The following is a 23769-nucleotide window of genomic DNA, read 5'->3' on the forward strand; positions in this document are numbered from 1 at the left end:
GTTCGCATCATGCAAATAAAACATCTACAGGTAATTTATGCCTATAAAAGAACAAGGTCAAAGGTTTTGCGCATATTGATACAGCGCACGCAAAATAGCCTGTTTTTCAGGGTTGTCACTATGCTCGTGAGCGAGTTGCTCTAATTTCATCATATAGCTTTCAAGGGTAATCGAACCGTTGAATGCAGGGTCGGTAAGTCGAGCTTGCCTATGATGTTGCCAGCGCGTCAATTCATCGGCGGTAAGTGTAGTGGGGTAGTTTCTGGCGCGATACCTAAACAACAAACGTTTAAGACCGTCGTGTTGTGTCTTGTCTTCTAGTGCTGAAAGCTGTTCTGGATTGGCTTCTATTACCTGTTCACACCAACGTCTATCATCGTCATTCAAAAAGCCACCGCTGTATAGTGCATGATCAATGTCTACGTCGTCATCAGTGAACGAATCGTTATAAATTTGCACAAGTTTTTCAGCAAGTTCTGGTGCGCTTGCAAGCTGACGATAGTTATCCAAACATTTATCGCGATCCAACCCAAGACGCGCTGCATTGTCTTCTGTCATTGCCTTCGCCGTGGTAATAAATGGTGAGCGATTAACATGGATTAATTTAATTCCCGGCCTATCTTTCGGGTCGTCATAATCTTCTGATCTGGCATACAAGGCGCTTTTGATATCTTCAGATGAATCGTTTAATAAGCTAGTCACATCATGGGATAAGTCGACAACAATAAACGCGTTGTTGTTAGTTGGGTGTTTAGCAATAGGCATCACCCATGTGCAGCATCCTTGGGCAGCAGGGAGTTTTGACGAGATGTGCAGTAAAACAGAAGGCTTACTTACGTCAATTTGCTCAAGTACTTTATGTTTGCTTCTTAAAGAGAAAGCGTAATCGAATAATCGTGGCTGCTTTTCCTTAATCAGTTTTGCTAGTGCGATAGTGGCATATACGTCACTAAGGGCATCATGGGCATTTTCATGGCTTAACCCGTTAGCTTCGGTTAATGCTTCTAATTTGAAGCTTGGCGCACCGTCTTCGCGTAAGGGCCACTCAATGCCCTCTGGGCGAAGCGCGTAGCAGGCTCTCGCTAAATCAATAATATCCCAACGACTATTTCCATTGCGCCATTCCCGTGAATACGGGTCATAGAAATTTCGATAGAAAAGATATCTCGACACTTCATCGTCAAACCGAATGCTGTTGAATCCTACGCTACACGTGTTAGGCGTTGACATCTCTTGATATATTTTGGCAGCAAAGTCGGCTTCATTTGAGCCATCTCTAATTGTCTGCTGAGGTGTTATTCCTGTTACTAAGCAGGCTTCAGGGTGCGGCAGGTAGTCGTTAGCAATAGCACTAATAATGTTTATTGGCTTACCAATAACATTCAAGTCTAAGTCAGTTCTTACGGCTGCAAATTGGCAGGGTAAGTCCTTTTGTGGGCTTGTGCCAAACGTTTCGAAATCGTGCCAAAGAAAACTGGGAGAGTGCATAACTACTTCTAAGAACGTAAACAAAATTTGAAAGCAGTTTACACTGCGTTTTTTCTAATACCAAACCACACCCGCTTTTTGTACGAAATGTGTCATATCTAATGCTGTTACGGGGGGGCTTTTAGCAAGCGATAACTTGCGTAAAAACTAATTGATGTCTAATTTTTAAGTGTTTCTAAGTTAAATGGATGTTGCTTCCTTGCCCACTTTAAAAACGTTGCTATCCAATCATGAAGCGAAGAGTACGCTTGGTTTTGCGCTTTTAATATCTGCTCTGTTCTTGATAGCAATTGTGCTGTTATTTGAAAACAGCATTTCATCGGTTGCAGAAAAGCAAACTTATCAAGTATTAGAAGAATCCGTAGTGAATGCCGAGCAGACCGCTAAATCCCAAGTGCGAGAATACATGAGTGACCTTAAGTTTCTTCATGCTACTCCGCCCATTCAAGGCATTGTTAGAGCAAGAGAAAACAACGGTGTTGACCCAGTAGATACCACTACCTCCATTCAATGGAAGCGTCGCTTAGAAACCATTTTTGTTGGCTTTATTGAAAACAATGAAGAAATAGACCAGCTAAGAATAATTGAAGCGTCTGGTGAAGGGATGGAATACATTCGAGTAGTGCGAGACGGGGGAAGTATTCACGTTGCTAGCGAGCATGAACTTCAGGCAAAAGGGGAAAGAGGTTATTTTACTGAAAGTTTAAAAAGCAATAGCGGCGAGTTTTATATTTCAGATATCAATTTAAACCGTGAATACGGAGCGCTTCAGTACCCATACAAAAGCGTTATTAGAATTTCCCTTCCTATTTTTGGTGAGGCTGGCGTGCGCTTTGGTTTTATTATCATGAACATCAATGCTTCACATTTGGTCAGCCAAATTGAATCTACATTAAATGCACAGCAGCAACTCTATATCACTGACTCTCTGGGGTATTTTGTCACGCACCCACAATCAGAGAAAAGCTTTTCGAAAGATTTAAATCCCAACGTTAATTGGAAATCAGAGTTCAATGTCGAACTGCAAACAGGCACTGCGCTTCTTGAAAATCAAATGCAAAGCGAAAATATGCCTTACAGCACAACTAAGCTTTACAGCGCAACAAGAGCGCTTTCAATTGCGGCCAATCAGCAACGTGCTCCATTTTTTATTCACGTTATGCTTCCTGAGAATGTGGTTCAATCCGTCATCAATGAAAAACGCATTACGGTGTATAGCGTTATAGTGGTTGTAACGCTTATTTTCTGCGTTGTTTTGTCTTTTGTTCACCGGAGTAATAGAAAAAATATTGAATTGGCGAAAGTGCGCGGAGAATCAGTTGCCATCATAGCCAGCTCGAAAGACGCGATTTTTAGTATTGATTCAAAGGGCATTGTGAAAACGTGGAACATGTCTGCCGAGTCATTGTTCGATTTGCCAAGCCAACTTGTGATAAACCACCCCATTAGTGCCTTTGAACAATTTGCGCAATTAGACATTGATAAACTGCTAACGCAAACAGGCAAACAAAACACGTATTCGACATCATTTAGTGATGATCAGGGTAATGAGCGTAAGCTATTGGTTACCGCATCAACGGTGTGGACAGAACAATCTCATATTTCCGGCGTTGCGGTGGTAATACGTGATATTACAGATGAGCAACAAGCAAAAGACGCGATAGAGCGGGTTAACGCTAAGCTTGAAGAAAAAGTGGCAAGTAGAACAAAAGAACTCATGGAAGCAACTGAAGAGGCTAAAAAGGCTAGCGAAATCAAAAGTTCATTTATCTCCAATATAAGTCACGAAATGCGCACCCCCCTAAATGGAGTAGTTGGCTCGCTATCCTTACTAAAGCGTCAGCCGCTAAATGAAAAAGCCGAGCAACTTGTGTCTATGATGGAGATTAGCTGTAATAATCTAAATGTGCTTATTAATGACGTCTTGGATTTGTCAAAAATTGAAGCAGGAAAATTAGACATAAACCACCAACAATTTTCTCCGCTCGAACTTGTTGAGTCTATTGCACGGGGATTTGCTGTAAAAGCAGCGTCAAAAGGGCTGGAGCTTATTGTTGATACCACCGGTGTATTGCCAGCAGAGCTTATTTCTGACCCTCACAGAATTAATCAGATTATTAGTAACTTGCTCAACAACGCGATTAAATTCACTCATACAGGTCACATACAGCTAAAAGTCGATATGTGTGAAGTGAATGAAGATGAATATGAATTTCATGTTGTTGTGTCTGATACCGGCGTTGGAATAGCCAAAGAAAACCAGCCAAAGCTTTTCACTGCATTTACACAAGCCGATGCTGCCGTGGCAACCCAGTATGGTGGTACGGGTTTAGGGCTTTCTATTTGCAAACAGCTCTCAAAACTCTTGGGCGGTGACATAGAATTCCATTCTACTCATGGCACAGGCAGTACTTTCTCATTTTATATACGCGCAAATGTGGCCTCGAATATTTACGAACGCGAAGATATATCCAGTTCTATTTTTAATGGCTTACGTATTGGTATATCGGCCAACTATGCGCCTTTACAGGAGAACTTGTGCTCTCTTGTAATGCACTTTGGTGCGAAATGTAGCGTGCTTTCAACGCAGGATGACGAGATTGATTGGACAGCATTTACGGTTGTTATTGTTGACGAAACAAGCGCGCTATTGTCGACTATTGATGAGACGTGGGAAGCGTTACTTGAAACGCACGATAGTGCCGACTTACCTCTTATTTGTGTATTACAAAAAATCGAAGCGGTGCCGATAACGTTCAAACACCTCGCGCCTGTACACCTTTCAAAACCATTGTTAAGCGCAAGTTTTGACAATATCGTCCAACGCTTAGAGGCAAAACTGTCAGGCTTCGACTATACCACCGCGCTTTTAGATAAAAATGAACGAGGGCAAGAGTTTCAAGCGAAAGCAAATAAAGATGACAACAATGATTTAGCACTGTCTATTGATAATACAAACCTGCTTGTTGTCGATGACAACCTGATTAATAGAGAAATTGCGAAAGGTGTTTTAGAAGATTTGCCATGTAAGCTATTTACCTGCTGTGACGGTGAGGAGGTTGTTGCGTTCCTGCTCAAATGCGAGAAAAAGCAAAAACATATCCACTGCATTTTAATGGACTGCCAAATGCCAAAAATGAATGGATATGAGGCAACACGTGCAATCCGAAATGGATTGGCGGGCGCTTCTCATCAAGGTGTACCTATCATTGCGATGACCGCTAATGCAATGTTGGGAGAAAAAGAGAAATGCCTTGAAGCCGGTATGGACGACTTTACCACAAAGCCTGTTATGGCCGATGTGCTTATACCGAAAGTGAAACAGTGGCTACTTCACAGATTGGCCGTAATGACCCCAAAGAACACAACCCCTCTTGTGGACAGTATTGTTCGCAATGCGTCATTACTTGAGAGAATCGAGGAAAATAAACCAACACCCGACAATCTAGTTAATCGTAGTGATGAGGCAACTAAACAAGCCACTGATGAAGAAACATGTAGATGGGAGAAAGAAAGTGCATTAGCACGAATTATGGGTGACAAAGCAAAGTTTGCCCGCGTGTGCGAATCTTACGCGAAAAGTGCACCAGAAAAGCTTAAAGTGATTTCTCATGCCATTGAGAAACAAGATTCTCAGGAGATACAGGTGGTTTCACTAAAGCTTAAGGTTATGTCTGCAGATATTGGTGCAGTGCAATTAAAGAGAGACTTTGAAAAGTTATGGGAATTGTCTAAAGTAGAAGACTGGACAGCCGCAGAACAATTAATGCACACCATCAATGATGACTTAAATACTTTCATCGAGTTATTAGAGGTAGCGTAATAAAAACGATAAGCGGCAACTAATATTTTTACAGGGAGAGCTTATCTTGTTTAACTTTAATACACCTTCCACGACAGCGAATACCGTATTTAACGCCGTTAAATGGTTTTCTAGTTCAGTAAAGAAATCATGTTTACTGGCCTTGTCTGTAACCTCATTAAGTTTTTCTATATCTGCTTTTGCGCATGAACATCAGTCTGAAAACGCGCCAGTTGCCATAGCCATTCATGGCGGTGCGGGTACTATTTTAAAATCGTCAATGACACCTGAAAAAGAGGCCGCGTATAGAGCAACGCTTGAGCAAGCTGTAAAGCATGGTTATAGCTTGCTAAAACAAGGCGTACCTGGCGAACAGGCCGTTGTTGAAACCATTAAAATACTAGAACAATCGCCGCTGTTTAACGCAGGTGTAGGCGCGGTATATACGTTTGATGGCAAACATGAACTAGACGCATCAATTATGCACGGTGGTACTAAAAATGCTGGTGCGGTAGCGGGAGTTACCACCATTAAAAGCCCGATTGAAGCTGCGCTGTTGGTGATGGAATCGTCGCCGCATGTAATGCTTTCTGGCAAAGGTGCAGAACAATACGCAGCAGAAAATGGTTTAGAGCAAGTCGACAACACAATGTTTGACACCGAGTTTAGAAAGCATGCATTAGATAAAGCCAAGGCTCGCATGGCGCAGGCAAGCGCTGGCTATGGTTCTCAGCAGGGGAGCGAAAGGTTTGGTACCGTTGGCGCAGTAGTTTTAGACAAGCAAGGCAACATAGTCGCTGGCACGTCAACCGGAGGAATGACCGCGAAGCGCTACGGCCGAATTGGTGATTCACCCATAATAGGTGCGGGTACCTATGCAGATAATGAAAGCTGTGCAGTGTCGGCCACTGGGCATGGGGAATTTTTTATTCGATATCATGTTGCCGCTGATATTTGTGCACGCATGAAATACCAAGGCCTAAGCCTTTCTGAAGCCGCCGACAAGGTCGTTAACGGCATTTTGGTAGAAGCGAAAGGTGATGGTGGTGTTATTGCAATAGATAGCGCTGGCAATATTGCTATGCCTTTTAACTCAAAAGGTATGTATCGCGCCAGCATTTCAACTGATGGCGATGTTACAGTGGCCATCTACAAAGACGCACTGTAATTTTAATGTGTAAGAAACTGGCTTGCTGTTGTTTCACCGACTAGAGTTAGAGTGTGGGGGAAAGCTTTCACAAGTGATTTATAACAATTAACAATTGACGTGCCGTATCGCCACTATTGGGGTAACACCTTAGCAGTATCGGTCACAAGGCGCCACGGCTGGAGAAAATGTATGGAATCGTTGCAAGTCAGTGATTATATGAATACTCATCCGGTTAAGCTTAAAGTAGACATGCCCGTTGCGCAGGCAGTTGAAGCATTGCTATCGAGTGGGCAAAGCGGTGGTCCAGTAGTAGATAGTAAAGGCAAAGTAGTAGGTTTCTTATCAGAGCAAGACTGTATTGCTCAGATGATAGCATCGAGTTATTACCGAGAGCAGATTTGTCAGGTAGGCGAGATTATGAAAACGCCCGTTATTTCGATAAAACCTTATATGTCGGTTATTGAGCTAGCGCAATTACTGCTCAAGGAAAAGCCGAGGGTTTATCCCGTTGTTGACGATGACGGTGTCTTGCAAGGTTGTATTAACCGAACCGCCGTATTACGTGCTATCGACGTACAGCTGCATGACGGTTATCAACGGGCCGGTTAATTAAATGCCTGTTAATGAAAATACGTAAGAGGAGCAGCAGCTCCTTTTTTTTGCAGAAAATCAACCACTCCATTTCAGGTAAAGCGAGTTTGCTACAATGGCTAATCGTCTTTCCATTCGTTTAAAAAACGCATATCCTTTCCTACTATTTCGCATAATCAATTACTAGAGCGCGTTTACAAAAAAACGTTACGCTACAGTAATCTAAAAAATAACCCCATCATCAGAGGTATTCAGTGCACCTAAAAAACGATATCGTGCCCAACCCAATAGGCCTGACCCCCATACTATTGTTCGTAGTTCTAGTTGTGGTTACTGGCATTACCACCAACGATATTACTTCAATGCCTATTCTAGTAGCGTTTTTTATTAGTGCTGGCTACGGACTTTGCCTTAATCCAAAAGGCGAGAAGGTGAGTTTTTCAAACAAAGTGCAAACGTTTTGCAAAGGTGGCGGTGACAAAAACATCATTCTCCTTGTTTTAATTTTTCTGCTCGCAGGCGCTTTTTATGCTGTAACAATAGATATAGGGGCACGTGACGCAACTGTAAACATGGCGCTTCAGTTTGTACCATCGGCACTTATTCTTCCTGGGCTATTTCTCATTTGCTGTTTTATTTCATTTGCTATGGGTACATCAATGGGAACGATAACTGCGCTTTCTCCAATAGGTGCGGGCCTTGCAAGCAGTTTAGGGTTACCGGTAGAAATGGCACTAGGTATTGTTGTAGGGGGCGCAATGTTTGGTGACAATCTATCGTTTGTCTCCGATACCACCATTGCAGCTACACGTACGCAGGGTGTTCAGCTAAAAGATAAGTTTCGCGCAAACCTTATGGTGGCAGTACCTGCATGCGTAGTTACTATGGCGTTGTTGCTTATGGTCGATGTAGATACCTCTGGCATAGTAGAAGGTAAAGATTATGATTTCTGGCGTATTTTACCTTATCTTTGCATTATTGCTTTTGCTCTTACTGGCTTTAACGTTATCAGCGTTTTGGCAATAGGTATTGCAAGTGCGTGCGCGGTAGGACTGGTTCAGGGCAGCTTTACGCCGTTATCGATGATGCAAAGCATCCAAAAAGGCATGGGCTGGATGCAAGACCTTGCAATGATTGCCATTACGATAGGCGGTATTGTTGCATTAATGCATGCAAACGGCGGTATAACGTGGCTTATTCAGCGCTTAACACGCAAAGTTACGTCAAAAAAGGGCGCCGAGTTTAGTATTGCAGGTTTGGTAAGTTTTCTTGATATTACAACCGCTAACAATACTATTGCTATTGTTACCGCTGGACCCATAGCTAAAGACTTAAATGAAAAATATGGTGTTGACCCGCGTCGTACTGCATCGCTGCTTGATATTTTCTCGTGTAGTTTCCAAGGCCTTGTTCCCTATGGTGCGCAATTGCTTAGCGCCGCAGCAGTTGTAGGCATATCGCCTTTGGCAATAACGCCTTACTGCTGGTATCCCATGCTCATATTTGTTTTCGGCGTTGCCGCAATTTGGTTTGGTTTTCCACGCTTTTCATCACCTCAAGGCGACGAACTAACCCAATCGGTGTAGTTTTGCGTAATGAGGTTCACGTTTGAATTAACAATTCACACGCTAGCTTTTTAGGGCGGTATCTTCTAGGATCGCCGCCCGAATTTTAATGACGTTTCGATATACTCCGTAGGATTGCAATTTTGTCTTCAGCCATTGCTATTAAGCCCCTTTACGCCAAACTCGATGAATGTTTAAGTGCAGATAAATTCCGTCTAAAGCGCCGCATAACCCAACTAGCGCAAAAACTAAAAGCGGGATCATCAAAAGACAACACGAAACGCAAAAACCACGACGAAGGTGTGAGTGAAAAAAGCAGTGATTCAGCGCAGGCTTTAAATCGAAGTGAATTGCAATTTGAACAACAAATTGAAAAACAAGCACAGCAGCTTATTGACGACATAGAGGCGTCTATTGCCAAGCGCACGTGGCGTCAGTCAAATTTACCTAAGGTAGAATACCCGCCGCTCCCGGTAAGTGACAAAAAAGAAGATATCAAAGCTGCTATAGCTAATAATCAAGTGGTTATTGTTGCGGGTGAAACAGGGTCGGGGAAAACCACTCAGCTGCCAAAAATTTGTCTAGAGTTAGGGCGTGGCGTTAACGGTCTTATAGCGCATACGCAGCCTCGTCGACTGGCCGCTAGAAGTGTAGCTACCAGAATTGCCGAAGAGCTCAATACGCCGCTAGGTGAGAAAGTCGGTTTTAAAATAAGGTTTAGTGACCAAGTTAGCGAGCGTAGTTACGTAAAGCTGATGACCGACGGTATGCTGCTAGCTGAAATGCAGCAAGACCGGTACTTAAATCAATATGACACCATTATTATCGATGAAGCTCACGAAAGAAGTCTTAACATCGATTTTCTTTTGGGTTATTTACGTCAGCTACTCGACAAGCGCCCTGATCTTAAACTGATTATCACATCGGCAACAATCGACCCTGAACGCTTTTCAAAACACTTTAATAATGCACCTATCATCGAAGTTAGTGGCCGAACCTATCCGGTTGAAATTCGCTACCACGCACCTGAGGACAGTGCAGACGACGTAGAGCAAACCGACGCTATTATTCATGCAGTTGATGAACTGATGCGCGAGGCGCCTGGCGATATATTGGTGTTTCTCAGCGGTGAACGCGAGATTCGGGACACGCAAGACGCACTCAGCAAACAGCACTACCGTAATACTGAAATTGTGCCGCTTTACGCGCGTCTGTCTGCTGCAGAACAGAACCGTATTTTTCAGTCGCATAGCGGAAGACGTATTGTGCTTGCTACCAACGTAGCCGAAACATCGCTTACTGTGCCAGGCATAAAATATGTAATAGACCCAGGTTTCGCCCGTATTTCTCGCTACAGTGCGCGCAGTAAAGTGCAACGTCTACCGATTGAGCCAATTTCACAAGCGTCTGCGAACCAAAGGTCGGGGCGCTGTGGTCGTGTATCTGACGGTATTTGTATTCGACTGTACAGTGAAGATGATTATTTAGGGCGCCCTGAATTTACCGACCCAGAAATTCTTCGCACTAACCTTGCGTCGGTTATTCTTCAAATGCTAGCGCTGGGTTTAGGTGATATCGAAGCGTTTCCGTTTGTGCAGCCACCCGATAATCGAAACATTAATGACGGTTTTCGATTGTTGGAAGAAATTCAGGCCATTGTAAAGCGCAAAGGCAAAATGCAGCTTACTCAGCTTGGTAAGCAGGTGGCTAGGCTGCCAATAGACCCTCGCTATGCACGTATGGTGATAGAGGCACAGCGCACTAATGCAGTTAATGAAGTCATGGTTATTGCGGCTGGCTTGTCTATTCAAGATCCAAGAGAGCGCCCGCAAGAAAAGCGTCAGCAGGCAGACGAAAGGCACAGCGAATACCACGATAAAGATTCAGACTTTATTAGCTTATACAATCTTTGGACAGCATTTAGAGAGCAGCAAAACGCCCTAAGCCAAAATCAGCTTCGTAAGTGGTGTAAACAGCAGTTTATTAACTACCTTCGTATGAGAGAGTGGCAAGATATTGTTAGCCAGCTTAAAAAATCTATTGCGGAGTTAGGCTTTGGTATCACAAAACAAGAGGCCGACTATCAAGCAATACACCAAGCTATTGCAAGTGGCCTTTTGTCTCATCTTGGTTTCAAAGACAAAGACCGAGAATACTTGGGTTCTCGTAACACCAAGTTTTTAATTTTTCCGGGTTCAGGGCTAGCTAAGTCACAGCCTAAATGGGTTATGGCTGCAGAGCTAGTTGAAACGTCAAAGCTGTTCGCAAGAATGGTAGCCAGAATAGACCCCACATGGATTGAGCCTTTAGCTGAGCACGTTGTACAACGAAGCTACTCAGAACCACACTGGTCTAAGAAACGCGGTGCGGTTATGGCGTTCGAGAAAGTGACATTATTTGGGCTGCCGATAGTGATGAAGCGCGCCAAAGTGTACAGCCTGATAGACCCGCCAATTTGCCATGAGCTTTTCATTAGAGAAGCATTGGTTGAAGGTAATACAAAACTAAATTACGGATTCCTTCAAGAGAATCAGGCGCTGCTTGCACAAGCCGATGAGTTTGAGCAAAAGACACGTCGTCGCGACCTTATTGTTGATGACGAAGAGCTTGTGAGTTTTTACGCAAAGAAAATACCTGTAGAAGCAAACAACGATGCGTCGTTTAAAAAGTGGTTTAGACAGTACGGCAGCAATGACCTGCTTACCTTCACCGAAGAAGACGTGTATAGGCAGCAACCCGGGCAGTCGGTTGCCAACGCATTTCCTGATGTGTGGCGACAGGGCAACATTACCATGCCGCTTCGCTATAACTTTGAGCCAAATGCCCAGGACGACGGTGTTACGGTGGTTATTCCACTGCCAGTGCTTAACCAAGTGGATAACGTGGGTTTTGATTGGTTGGTGCCGGGATTGCGACACGACTTGGTAGTTGGGCTAATTAAAACACTGCCAAAGCGTTTGAGACGTAATTTTGTGCCGGCACCTAATTTTGCCGATGCGTGCCTTGCAGACATAAGTGAAACCGATAAAAACAACCGCCCAGTACTTTTATTAGACGCGGTAAGCGACAAACTTCGCAAAATGACTGGCGTAGTGATAGAGCCTGAAGATTGGAATTTAGCACAGTTAGATAAGCACCTTATCATGCATTTCGCGGTTGTAGACGACAACGGTGGTGACATAGCAAAAGGCGACGATCTTCATGCGCTTAAACAGCAATGCGCAGGGCAGGTTAAGCAAACGTTTGAACAGGCCGCGACTCCCGAATTAGAGAGAAGCAACATAGAGCAATGGGATTTCGAAAGCCTGCCAGAAACTTTTGTACAGAAAGTAGGCGGCTTCGAAGTGCAGGCATTTCCGGCGCTTGTACAGAAAGGCGAAACCGTTGATATTGCGCTTATCGATGAGGCTGAAAAAGCGCAGACGCTGCACAGGCAAGGTGTTAATGTGCTGATTAAGAATGCGATGCCTTCGCCTTTGAATTACCTTCAAAACAAATTGCCTAACAAAGCAAAGCTAGGGTTGTACTTCAACCCATTTGGCCAAGTTAAGGCACTAATTGATGACTGTATATTTGCTGGCATCGACTCAATAGTTGCGGACTTCTGTAAAGCAAATGACAGCGATGTAAGAAACAAAGCCGACTTTGACGCATGTTTAGACATTGCTAGGGCAGAAATAAATGACCGTGTGCTTGAAATTGCCAAACGCGTTGAGCAGGGACTAACCCTTGCGCATCAATGCCAAAAGCAGATGAAAGGCAACGTGCCTCTTACTATGATTAATGCTCTGGGCGATTGCAAAGCGCATTTAGCTTCACTGGTATTTCCAGGTTTTGTGTCAGATATTGGCGAAGCTAAATTAGATGATTGGAATCGCTATATTAAAGGGCTTGCGCGCAGGCTCGAGAAATTGCCCATCGATCCGAACAAAGACCGAATGCACCAAGCTACTGTAGAGAAGTCTATGAGAGAATGGGAAAAGGTCTGCGGTAAATACCCCAAAGGGAAAGTACCTGATGCACTAAATGACGTACGTTGGATGATAGAAGAACTTAGGGTTTCGCTTTTTGCTCAACAACTTGGAACGGCTTATCCAATTTCGGCTAAACGCATTACACTGTATCTCAACGACTTTTAGCGATAGCGCAGTCTATTTACAATATCAGAGTGACAGGTAAAACGTTAAAGTCTATAGTTGGATTTGAAAACGCTAGGCAGAAGCAAGCGCAGTATTGCGGTTGAAAATAATATAATAAAGTGCTTACATGATATTGATTGAACAAAAAATAAACAGTTCAATTGACAACAAATCGTGAACGCCCTATAACAACAAAGTAGTCGTAAGCGTAAAGCTAAACACTAGGAGAAGTAGACATGTTAGGATACGACGATAAGCGAAATTTTTTCAGGATGATGGTTAATTCGCCTTGTCAGTTGCAAGTTACTGACGATGAGTCGAGTCGTACAATGCAGGCTATGTGTAAAGACATCAGTGCAACGGGCATGTCTTTAGAGGTTGACGAGCCGTCTATCGAAGTGGGTACTCAGGTGAGCGTAGCCATTGAGTCTTCAAGCTCGCAAATTCCTTCGCTAGCTGCACTAGCAACCGTAGTAAGATGCGAAGCAGAGTCTGAGTCTAGTTGCGTTATCGGTGTTGAAATTTCACAAATGAAATGATGTTGATAGTGAGAGAGCGCGTCAAATTGCTCTCTCACTAGCGAAAGCTACAACGAAAGCAAAAATCAACATTACCTTGGATAATCGAGGTATGGCTATCGCTTCCACTGTAGTTTTTCTTATGACCCACTTTTATTGATACTGACTGGCAATCACTACATCGCGGAGTTAGTACATCTTTCTCAATCAAAAAAGTTGAACATTCTGTTCTACATAATCCATTTTACCCTCTTTGTTTCGTCAACAATAATAATCAGCATATTCAATTACGCAAAACCATTAATTAGAGGGGGCGGCGTGAAAAAAACAATGACCTTTGCAGTTATGCATTTTAGTGTTGCATTTGCTGTTGCCTATTTACTCACGGGAAGCGTGGTAATTGGTGGTGCTGTAGCGCTTGTTGAGCCTGCAATCAATACCATAGCGTTCTATTTCCACGAACTTGTTTGGAAAAAGATCGAATCGAAAGGGCAACGTTATTCCAATTCATATGCTCGCCAAACTACTAATCATCAAGCAATGCATAGCGTGTAGTAGGCGAACATACGGTGAGAAGCGCCGCGTTGTATATTGCGCTGCGCTGTGGGCTTAGCCGCGAGCGGTTTTAGTGAACATTTTTAGCGCAATGGGTTACTCGTCTGTTACTTCACACACTAGCCCTTTCAGGTAGTATCCTTCTGGATAACTTCCGATAATGGGGTGGTCTGATGCTTGATTTAAACGGGCAATAATTTTGATGGTACGCCCTGCATCTAGTGCAGCATCTGCAACGACTTTTTGAAATAGATCGGCTGGCATCAAACCAGAACAACTAAACGTAAGCAGTAATCCGCCTGATTTTACTGCGTGAATACCGTACATGTTTATGTCTTTGTAACCACGTGCAGCGCGCGTTAACGAGGCTTTGCTTTCTACGAACTTTGGCGGGTCTAGAATGACCATATCAAATTGTTGTTGTTGCTCGTGGTATTCTCGCAACGCTTTAAATACATCTTTGTTTACATAATGCGCTTTAGCTTCATCAAGCGCATTTAATGCAACATGTTGTTTTGCAAGATCCAATGCCGGTTGAGACACATCAACATTCGTTACTGATTTAGCGCCACCTTTAAGGGCATAGCATGAAAATGTGCCCGTATAGCTAAAGCAATTTAGTACATCTGCATCTTTAGCGTAATATGCAGCGGCTGCGCGACTATCACGCTGATCAAGATAAAAGCCGGTTTTGTGTCCGTGCTCAATATCTACCACAATATTAAGCCCATTCTCTTTAACGGTAACCTGCATAGGCGGCGTGCCATGAAGCACACCGGTAACCGGCTCAAGGCCTTCTTTCTTTCGAACGTCTACATCACTGCGTTCATACACATGAATGTCGGGCAGCAATTTCGTAATGGCCCACACAATTTTATTTCTGTGTTTTTCCGCGCCAGCACTTAACAGTTGCACCACTGCAACATTGTCATATACATCAATGGTTATGCCTGGAAGGCCGTCGCTTTCTGACGCTATCCAGCGAAACGAGTTGGTTTTTTCTGGATTAAATAAGCGTTTGCGAAGCGCTAGTGCAGTCTCTAATTTTCGTAGAAAAAAGCCATTATCAATACTTTCATCTTTTTTGAATGTCCACATGCGCACGCGTATTTTCGAATGCGGAGAGTACGCTCCACGACCAAGCCAGTCACCCTCTGAGTCAAATACGTCAACAGTATCGCCAACGCGAGCACGCCCTTTAAGTTCTGCCACCGCACTTTCGAATACCCAAGGGTGTTTACGACGAAGTGATTTGTCTCTGGATGGCTGCAAAATAACGTGTGCTGACATGAAAGTTCTCGTAATGAATTGGCAAGTGTGTAATAAGGGGCGGAATTATACTGAAAACTACGCACACTTAAATCTGAATATTTGCTATTACAGTACATATCTTCGGTATATCAAGTAATGTGCGTGGTTACCTTTGAGCAAGAGAGCTGTTTGATAGAAGAGGCTTTTAAAATAGGCCAGTTAAAACCAGTAGAGGAGTGATGAATGCAGTATGTCGACTTTGATATGGGTGGGGCACCTTCAAGCCTATCGGTAAAAGAACATGCGCCACTGTCTACACCGGCTGGTAAAGTAAAAGTAAGCGTCGTTTCTTTTGGTATCAATCGGGCCGACATATTACAGCGTCAAGGAAAGTATCCTGCACCAAAAGGCGAAAGCAGCATACTTGGATTAGAAATGGCAGGCACTGTAATAGAGGTGACCGACGGTGTAACTGAATTTTCCGTTGGTGATAAGGTATTTGGATTAGTCGCGGGCGGCGGCTACGCAACCGAAGTTATCGCCGAACCTTCGCATCTTATGCCGATACCCGATGGTATGGCGTTTTTCGAGGCAGCGGGACTAGCAGAAGTGTTCTTAACCGCTTACCAATGCCTTCGTACTATCTCTCATGTAAAACCAGCAGAACGGGTATTGATTCACGGAGGAGCCAGTGGTGTTGGGTTGGCTGCATTGCAGCTATGCAGGCACTGGGGCGTGCACAGCGCTGTAACAGCATCAAGTGAAAATAAACTGCTCCAGTGCAAGGAAAACGGCGCTGAGCTATTAATTAACTACCATACACAAACCTTCGATGAAGAAATCAGAAATACATGGCCAAGCGGCGTACAAATGGTTTTAGATATGGTAGGCGGCGATTATCTTAATAAAAATTTAAATGTGTTAAGCCAGGACGGCCGAATTGTTTACTTAGCCATGTTGGCAGGTCGCTATGCTGATAATTTGGATATGGCCTTATTGCTTTCAAAGCGCGCTACTATTACCGGCACAACGCTTCGAAATAGAAGCGATGCGTATAAAGCAGAGCTAGTTCAAGACTTTACTTCAACATGCTTGCCTGCGTTTTCAACAAAAGATCTAAAAGTAAATGTAGATACCCATTACCACATTGCCGATATCACAAAGACACATGCGCGACTGGAGGCGAACGACACAATGGGTAAGCTGGTTGTTTCTTGGTAAGAGCTTCGTGGTAGTAGTCTCTTAGAATAGCTTCGTGGTAAGAGCTCCGACGTAAAAGCCTCTTGGTTACAGCCGCTAATTGAAGGCTTCGCGTGGAAGCCTTCAATCAAAGCCTAAAGAGCAGTTAACCTACAAACCCTTCATCAACTTGTGTTGGTTTTGCTTCTGCTGCGCTACGAGCAAGTTCATCACATCGCTCGTTTTCTGGATGTCCTGAATGACCTTTTACCCAATGCCAATTCACCGTGTGCTTTTTAACGGCTTCGTCTAAACGCTTCCAAAGGTCGGCGTTTTTTACTGGCTTTTTATCTGAGGTGCGCCAGCCATTTTTACGCCAGTTGTGGATCCACTGATTAATGCCATTTTTCACGTATTGGCTGTCAGTAGTAAGTTCTACAGTGCAGGTTTCATTCAAACTATTGAGCGCTTCGATTGGGGCTAAAAGCTCCATTCGATTATTTGTAGTATGCGCAAAACCGTCGCTCAATTCTTTTCTGTGTTTTTTGTACACTAAAATGGCACCGTAACCGCCGGGGCCAGGATTGCCCAAACAAGAACCGTCTGTGTAAATGTGAATGGTTTTTTGCGCCACGTTGTTTCCTTAATCTGTATTTTTTCCCTTAGCGTCTTGCAAAGGGGTTGATATACTACCAAAAAAAGAAAGCGTAATAATAGTAGGGCTAGCATGCGTCAAATTGTTCTTGATACAGAAACGACGGGTATCGACCCGAAAGAAGGTCATCGAATTATCGAGATTGGATGTGTAGAGGTTATTAACCGTCGTTTAACGGGTAATCACTTTCATGTTTATATCAATCCAGGCCGCCATATCGAACAGGAAGCTATCGAAGTTCACGGTATCACCAATGAGTTTCTTGCGGATAAACCCACGTTTTCGCAAGTTGCGCAAGAGTTCGTAAGCTTTATCAAAGGCGCACAGCTCGTCATTCATAATGCACCGTTCGATGTGGGCTTTATGGACCATGAGTTCAATATGGAGCCTAAAACCTCTGGTGTAGTAACTAGCAATATGTGTGACGTGTTAGACACGCTAGTACTTGCAAGGCAAATGCACCCGGGGCAGAAAAATAACCTTGATGCGTTGTGTAAACGCTATGGTATTGATAATAGCCACCGTACGCTTCACGGCGCATTACTGGATGCTGAGATCCTAGCCGATGTTTACCTGTTAATGACAGGTGGTCAGACTAAGCTGAAATTGGCCTCAAGTGGCAGTGGCGATGCAGATGCAACGGCAATAAGACGCCTCAACCGCACAGGAAATAAATTAAAGGTTATCAAGGCAAGCGCCGATGAGTTAGAACAGCATGAAGCGCGTTTAGACATTGTGCAAAACGCGGGTGGTAAGTGTTTATGGCGCCCGCAGGACGTTGATGCGTCATAAATACATTTGTTGGGCAAAATAATCGCCACTATTTCGCATCTTTAAAATAACTAAATTTTTGATAATGGCAGGAGCTATCTAGCGTGATAAATAAGGTTTTTGGCTTTCTATTACTTTTTACGCTGATACAAACGGCTGCTGTCGCGCAATCACAGTTTGAAGAGCGAGATATAGCACGCCAGGTTACCGACAGTGCGGTAACAGGTGCTGACGAACAAAAAGAAGTCTCTTCACCGTCACCCCTTTCACGTTTAGGTGATGAATACACTAATTCTATTGAACTACTTCGAAATCGCTTTCGCATAGATTACAACGTTGATGAAGTCACAATGGTTTTCTTTAGGGAGTATGGCTCTGCGCCAGTTGTTCTTGTGAGACCTGATGGGTCAAAAATCTTCCAAGGGCGTCTAGATGAAGAAAAAATAAAGTGGTTCGACGCTGACACCTTCGACATGATCACCATTAAGAACCCAGTACCCGGGCCTTGGCAAGCTGTTGGTCAGGTGCTGCCAGAAAGCAGAATAATGGTGTTGTCAGATGTTCAGCTGCATGCCGAACCTTTACCGAACCTTGTTTTTGCGGGCGAGATTTTAAAGTCTACTGCGTATCTTACTAACGATGGCAAGCCCATAGAGAACAAGCAGTTTCGTGACGTTGTCGATTTAGACATTGAACTCATTAGTACCAACAATCCCAATTACAACAACTTCGGCGCAGGGATTGAGGCAATAGCGACATTTGAAGACAACGGCCGCGGTATGGATGAACGACCGGGGGACGGTGTTTTCACCGGACAATTTAATTTAAAAGTTGCGTCGGGAGAGTGGAAGCCGATTTTTAGGGTTACCACACCTATGTATACCCGTGAACAAGTTGGTGAGCCCATCATTCTTCACCAAAACCCAGTGAAGATAGATGTTGTCATCGACGATGGTGAGGGATATCACAAGGTAATTATTGATGTCGACCGTGAGTTAGTTGATATAGAGTCGTTACTTATCGATGGTAAAGTGCGCTTTCCTAACAGCGATATTCAAAATTTCTCGCTTACTGAAGGCGGTAGTGAGGCTCGCGAGCACTTAGTCGTGTCTTATGAAGAGGGAACTTTTCGAGTAAAACTTACTGCTTATGGTACAACAGTTGATGGGCGTGATTTCATTCTTGATGTACCTGAATACACTTTTTTAGCGCGATCGCCTGAAGCTCAGCAGGAAGAACCCATTGATGCTGCAAATGCAACAGAGGTTATGCCAGAGAATGATCTTGAAGCAAGCATAGCATCGTCTATGGAACCGCCCACTGATGTTGCAATGGCAAAACAAGATGACATTGATGATGAAACCCTTACGTTGCTGCTTGTTGCAATTAATGGCTCTATTGTATTAATTGGTGTTTTGACCGCTGTAGTTATCATTGTATTAAGAAAACGAAAAGCAAAGAGCACAAATACAGCGGCTGTATCTGCTTCATTTAATTCGTCAGAAGATAAACTCACTATGGATAATGAGCCAAAGGGCATTAAGAAACTATTAGGCTTGTTTAAAAAGAAAAAGGCCGAAGAGAAAAATAGTGACGATTAAAATAATGATGAATAGCGTAGCAATAACTGTATACAGCCCTTAACAACGCAGTGTATTCACACATATTGGATTTTATTTCGACACAATGCCTAAATTACAGGCAAACAAACCGCAGATGACAATTTTATTAATAAAAAGCGTTGACTCCACATGGGGGAATACGTATTATCTGCGCCGCAGTCAGGGGACAGGGCAACAACAAGCCAAGTCAACTTACTGATAACATTGAAGATGTGGAGCGGTAGTTCAGTTGGTTAGAATACCGGCCTGTCACGCCGGGGGTCGCGGGTTCGAGTCCCGTCCGCTCCGCCACTCTCTCAATGCTATAACTAAAAGGCTTCGGAGCGGTAGTTCAGTTGGTTAGAATACCGGCCTGTCACGCCGGGGGTCGCGGGTTCGAGTCCCGTCCGCTCCGCCATTTAGTTATATAGCGCAATCTCGATTATGTGGAGCGGTAGTTCAGTTGGTTAGAATACCGGCCTGTCACGCCGGGGGTCGCGGGTTCGAGTCCCGTCCGCTCCGCCATTAATCGAAAAAAGCGCGCATCCCATTCTGCGGAGCGGTAGTTCAGTTGGTTAGAATACCGGCCTGTCACGCCGGGGGTCGCGGGTTCGAGTCCCGTCCGCTCCGCCATTTCATGCTTTAGTCATTCGCCCTTCCGGGCAAAATCTTCAACACTTTAAAAGAACTAACAAAGCACCGTTTGTTGTTTGTTACGTTTTATCGCTTTCTTCGCGTTTTGTACTACGCTTTTGCTATACGAAGTGTATGCGGTACAGAACAAACTATGTCAGAAACAGAACAAAAACATATAACCATAGACAGCGCGAAAGCTATTGCTTTCACCATCGTTTGCGTTTTAACGCTATCATCCATATTAGCTTCAGTCATGTTTACGCTGGTGCGCAACCAAGAAGAAACTCGAGCTGAAGAAATTCTCAATAATGTGCGTTTGGTATTCAGGGATGCTGAAATAACGTTAGATTATCTTAATACGCTTCCGTATGAGACCTGCACAGAAGAAAATCTTGCTGAAATGCGCAAAACACTGTTCCGTTCACGTTTTGTCAAAGAAATTGGTTTTTATGAAAATGGTAGGCTGAAATGCAGTACTTATTTAGGCGTATTAGAGGTTCCGTTTGAGGCTGTTAAGCCCGATTTTTACACCGCGCTTGGCGACGAATTTTGGATAAATACACCTTTAAAACTTTTCGATAAACAGGCAACGGGTACCATTGCAAAACGCGGTAAATATAACGCGGTTCTTGATATGGACGGTGTAATTGGTTACAGCTTTACGCAAGACTGGCAATTGTTTTACAACGGTGATCAGATTTATCACATCGCAGGAAACCCAGCTTTGGTCGACCGAAGCAAAACAAAAGAAGACGTGTTAAAAAGCGACGGATTTTTCTCGCTTGAATTCGTAATGTGTGATGGTCGTTATTCTGACACGTGTTTAAAAGTACGCTCTGATAGTACTCGCGTAATTGACCTTCACATGGGCAAGCTTATTTTGTTTATCTGCGTAATGGTGATGACCGCAGTACTTACCCACATGATGGTATTTAATTATTTAAGAAGACGCCGGTCCATGTATGCGCGCATTTCTAATGGTTTGAAAAACCACAAATTTTACTGCCTATACCAACCCTTTGTCGATCTTAAAACCGGTGAAGTTATTGGTTGCGAAGTGCTAAGCCGCTTTGAAGATGATTACGGCCCTATTTATCCAGACCAGTTTATTCCCCAAATTAAAAAGCAAGGTAAAACGTGGGAGTTCACTGTCGATATGATTACAACGGCAATGAGAGAACTTAATGAGAACGACGCCATTCCTGAAGGCTTTAAGGTATCGTTTAACCTGTTTCCCTCAGATTTTACACAAGATGAAAGCTTAGATCTTGATTTCGTCCAAAACATGAATGAGAAAGAGTTTAAGTTAGTTTTGGAAATTACCGAAGACGAGCAAATTGCCACGCAAAGTGCAGTGAGGCATATCAAAACGCTGAAAAGAAAAGGGTTTTTGTTTGCAATTGACGATTTTGGTGTTGGTTATTCAAATTTAAGCCAGCTGAAAAGTTTAAACTGTGATTATTTGAAAATTGACCGCAGCTTTGTAATGGAAATGGAAGATAACAGTATTCGCTCGTCATTAATTCCACATATTGTAAGTATTGCAGAAGGGCTTGACGTAAGCCTTATTGCTGAAGGTGTTGAAAACCTAGACCAAAGCAAACAATTACAGGGGCTTACTATTGGTTTTGGCCAAGGCTGGCTATATGGAAAACCTCAAACTATCGAGTCGCTTGGAGATAGCGTTTTAAGCACAGCCTCAGAGCATAAATAACCCGTTAATAACTGTAAATTTTCTTTTGGTGTTGGTAGTGTTTAACGCTACCATGCACCATTTGGATAAAAGAGAAGAAAATTCGCATGCAGGATGTGCTACTTTGCCGCAATATCCACAAAACATACTTTGATTGCACCAATAAAACTCAGGTTCTTCACGACGTATCACTCGCTATTAAGCCTGGTGAGCACGTTGCTATTTTAGGAAGTTCTGGTTCTGGAAAAAGCACGCTGCTTCATATTCTTGGTGGGCTAGATGCTCCAACATTTGGGGAAGTCGAATTTAACGGCAACGCCATTCATTCATTAAGCGCCACCAAACTAGCCAAACTTCGCAATGACGAAATGGGGTTTATTTACCAATTTCATCATTTGCTCGGTGAATTTACCGCCCTTGAAAATGTAGCCATGCCGCTAAGAATTCGTGGTTTGTCGCAAAAAAAAGCAGAGGACAAAGCCAAAAAAATGCTGAACGAGGTGGGCTTATCGCACCGAGCGTCTCATTTACCATCGGCGATGTCTGGTGGGGAAAGGCAGAGAGTTGCTATCGCAAGAGCATTGGTAACAGAGCCTTCGGTAGTTCTAGCCGATGAACCAACCGGTAATTTGGACGACACCACAGGCAAGCAAATTTATCAGTTACTTACCCAGCTAAGTGAGAAGAAGAATACCGCGTTTGTTGTGGTAACTCACGATATTGCATTGGCAAATCAGATGGATCGCGTACTGAGAATTAAAGATGGACAGCTTGTACAGTCTGACTCTTCTCAGCCTGACTCCCCAAAGTCTATATCAGAGCAGTCTGTACAAGAGGCAAAAGTGTAATGCTGGCTTTTGAACTCGCTAATCGCTTTCGTAAGGCTAGAACCCAGCAGCGCTTCATTTCGTTTATTTCCATGTCGTCAACTGTTGGCATTGGTTTGGGCTGTTTTGTGCTTATTGTGCTGCTAAGTGTAATGAACGGCTTTGAACGCGAGCTTACCGGGCGCATTTTAAGTGTAGTGCCGCACGGTGAACTATTCAGTGTTGATCAGCGTGGTATTGATAATCTTGACGCACAGCTTTATCGGTTTCGACAAGACGAACGAATAAAGCAGGTAACGCCTTATACAAAGCTTACGGGCATGCTTCAATTCAAAGGTACGCTTAAAGCCATTAGCATTACAGGGCTTCCTATCGAAGCAACAACTAATGTATTTGAAAACAGCGTAAGTAATGAAGACTGGCAGGCATTGCAAACCATGCCTGATGGTTTACTCATTGGTGAAGGTATTGCCGAAAAGCTCGGGCTAATAAAAGGCGATGTAGTACAAGCACTGATCCCACAGCGAACCAGCGACTTAACGTTTAAAGCACCTAGTACTATTTCACTCACCGTAGTAGGGGTGTTATCAGTAGGTGGCGAGCTGGATAATCAGCTTGGTGTTATGCACCTTACAAAGGCAACTGAGGCGTTAAAACTAGCAAGCGATGCGCAAGGTATTCAATTTACTTTCAATAACCCCTTTGAGGCAAACGCCTTAATGCGTGAAATAGGGTATAGCTTCCCGCAAGCAGTATATATGTCGGATTGGACAAGAACACAGGGACACCTATACAACGACATACAGCTTGTAAGAGTAGTCGTTTATATTGCGCTTACTTTGGTTATTGCCGTGGCCTGTTTCAACATTGTTTCTTCGTTGGTTATGGCAGTGCGCGAAAAGCAGGCGGCTATTGCCATTTTAAAAACGATGGGAGCTACAGATGGACTTATCCGCAAAGCGTTTGTGTACCAGGGCTTAATTAACGGCGTAGTGGGTGTATCAACCGGCGTTGCGCTTGCATTACTAGTAGCGCCTAACTTGTCAGACATTGTGCGTTTTATTGAGCATTTGCTAGGTATAGAGGTATTGTCAGGCGACATCTATTTTATTGACTTCTTACCGTCTGAGCTTTACGTACAAGACGTGGTGTTAACCGCTGTTGTTGCTTTGTTATTAAGTGTGGCTGCAACCCTTTATCCTGCGCATAAAGCTGCAAAAATAGCACCGTCATCTGCGTTGCACTGATGAGAGTTTTCTCTCTAGACACGAAGGAAGTCTAGTTTTTCATTCCTACAAACATGATAAACACGAAACAAAAAAGGTAGCACATGCTACCTTTTTTATTA

General features: G+C 43.6%; 16 protein-coding genes and 4 tRNA genes. 17 read left to right on the top strand and 3 right to left on the bottom strand.

What is annotated here, in order from left to right; genetic code table 11:
• Window positions 1-57: 57 nt before the first annotated feature.
• Entirely contained in the window at window positions 58-1488 is a 1431-nt protein-coding gene (gene sbcB / locus V7R35_RS12280; RefSeq protein WP_334015149.1) for an exodeoxyribonuclease I, read from the bottom strand.
• Between the two features lie 199 nt (window positions 1489-1687).
• On the opposite strand from sbcB, the gene V7R35_RS12285 reads away from it, so the two are divergent.
• The 7 genes from V7R35_RS12285 to V7R35_RS12315 all read left to right on the top strand — a co-directional run bounded on the left by V7R35_RS12285 (window position 1688) and on the right by V7R35_RS12315 (window position 13808).
• Complete coding sequence (locus V7R35_RS12285) at window positions 1688-5311, top strand: ATP-binding protein (RefSeq protein ID WP_334015150.1); 3624 nt, start codon at window positions 1688-1690, stop codon at window positions 5309-5311.
• A gap of 169 nt (window positions 5312-5480) precedes the next feature.
• Window positions 5481-6458 carry an isoaspartyl peptidase/L-asparaginase family protein gene (locus V7R35_RS12290; protein ID WP_334015270.1) on the top strand — a complete coding sequence of 326 codons (978 nt, stop codon included), beginning with the start codon at window positions 5481-5483 and terminating at the stop codon, window positions 6456-6458.
• A gap of 171 nt (window positions 6459-6629) precedes the next feature.
• Complete coding sequence (locus V7R35_RS12295) at window positions 6630-7049, top strand: CBS domain-containing protein (protein ID WP_334015151.1); 420 nt, start codon at window positions 6630-6632, stop codon at window positions 7047-7049.
• A 236-nt stretch (window positions 7050-7285) separates the two neighbouring features.
• On the top strand, window positions 7286-8617 hold the full coding sequence (locus V7R35_RS12300; protein ID WP_334015152.1) for a Na+/H+ antiporter NhaC family protein: 1332 nt from the start codon (window positions 7286-7288) through the stop codon (window positions 8615-8617).
• Between the two features lie 122 nt (window positions 8618-8739).
• Window positions 8740-12735: an ATP-dependent RNA helicase HrpA gene (gene hrpA / locus V7R35_RS12305; protein WP_334015154.1), complete on the top strand. Its 3996-nt coding sequence runs from the start codon at window positions 8740-8742 to the stop codon at window positions 12733-12735.
• A gap of 236 nt (window positions 12736-12971) precedes the next feature.
• Entirely contained in the window at window positions 12972-13274 is a 303-nt protein-coding gene (locus tag V7R35_RS12310; protein ID WP_334015155.1) for a PilZ domain-containing protein, read from the top strand.
• Between the two features lie 297 nt (window positions 13275-13571).
• Complete coding sequence (locus tag V7R35_RS12315) at window positions 13572-13808, top strand: DUF2061 domain-containing protein (RefSeq protein ID WP_334015156.1); 237 nt, start codon at window positions 13572-13574, stop codon at window positions 13806-13808.
• Between the two features lie 96 nt (window positions 13809-13904).
• Here V7R35_RS12315 and V7R35_RS12320 read toward each other — a convergent pair whose 3' ends face one another.
• Entirely contained in the window at window positions 13905-15098 is a 1194-nt protein-coding gene (locus V7R35_RS12320; RefSeq protein ID WP_334015157.1) for a class I SAM-dependent rRNA methyltransferase, read from the bottom strand.
• Between the two features lie 204 nt (window positions 15099-15302).
• Here V7R35_RS12320 and V7R35_RS12325 point away from each other — a divergent pair, with 204 nt between their 5' ends.
• Window positions 15303-16280 carry an NAD(P)H-quinone oxidoreductase gene (locus V7R35_RS12325; protein WP_334015159.1) on the top strand — a complete coding sequence of 326 codons (978 nt, stop codon included), beginning with the start codon at window positions 15303-15305 and terminating at the stop codon, window positions 16278-16280.
• A 124-nt stretch (window positions 16281-16404) separates the two neighbouring features.
• Here the strand turns inward: V7R35_RS12325 and rnhA are convergent, their stop codons facing one another.
• The gene (rnhA, locus tag V7R35_RS12330; RefSeq protein ID WP_334015160.1) at window positions 16405-16872 is read right to left on the bottom strand and encodes a ribonuclease HI; all 468 of its coding nucleotides are present in this window, start codon (window positions 16870-16872) and stop codon (window positions 16405-16407) included.
• A 93-nt stretch (window positions 16873-16965) separates the two neighbouring features.
• Here rnhA and dnaQ point away from each other — a divergent pair, with 93 nt between their 5' ends.
• From dnaQ to V7R35_RS12375, 9 genes are all read left to right on the top strand, one after another.
• Complete coding sequence (gene dnaQ / locus V7R35_RS12335) at window positions 16966-17685, top strand: DNA polymerase III subunit epsilon (protein WP_334015162.1); 720 nt, start codon at window positions 16966-16968, stop codon at window positions 17683-17685.
• A gap of 83 nt (window positions 17686-17768) precedes the next feature.
• Window positions 17769-19265 (top strand): TIGR03503 family protein, encoded by a 1497-nt coding sequence (locus tag V7R35_RS12340; RefSeq protein ID WP_334015163.1) that lies wholly within the window; start codon window positions 17769-17771, stop codon window positions 19263-19265.
• Between the two features lie 235 nt (window positions 19266-19500).
• Window positions 19501-19577, top strand: a tRNA-Asp gene (locus V7R35_RS12345).
• Between the two features lie 29 nt (window positions 19578-19606).
• A tRNA-Asp gene (locus V7R35_RS12350) sits at window positions 19607-19683 on the top strand.
• Between the two features lie 30 nt (window positions 19684-19713).
• Window positions 19714-19790: transfer RNA gene (locus V7R35_RS12355), tRNA-Asp, on the top strand.
• A gap of 31 nt (window positions 19791-19821) precedes the next feature.
• Window positions 19822-19898: transfer RNA gene (locus tag V7R35_RS12360), tRNA-Asp, on the top strand.
• 154 nt (window positions 19899-20052) lie between these two features.
• Window positions 20053-21615, top strand: a complete 1563-nt coding sequence (locus V7R35_RS12365; RefSeq protein WP_334015164.1) for an EAL domain-containing protein — start codon at window positions 20053-20055, stop codon at window positions 21613-21615.
• A gap of 86 nt (window positions 21616-21701) precedes the next feature.
• Complete coding sequence (gene lolD, locus V7R35_RS12370) at window positions 21702-22442, top strand: lipoprotein-releasing ABC transporter ATP-binding protein LolD (RefSeq protein WP_334015166.1); 741 nt, start codon at window positions 21702-21704, stop codon at window positions 22440-22442.
• Window positions 22442-23668, top strand: coding sequence for a lipoprotein-releasing ABC transporter permease subunit (locus V7R35_RS12375; RefSeq protein ID WP_334015167.1), 1227 nt, complete (start codon window positions 22442-22444; stop codon window positions 23666-23668). Before lolD ends, V7R35_RS12375 begins: the two co-directional genes overlap by 1 nt.
• The last annotated feature ends 101 nt before the right edge of the window (window positions 23669-23769 follow it).

Origin of the sequence: Alteromonas sp. S167 (assembly GCF_036864375.1) — a bacterium.
In the GTDB taxonomy this organism is placed as follows: Bacteria; Pseudomonadota; Gammaproteobacteria; order Enterobacterales; family Alteromonadaceae; genus Alteromonas.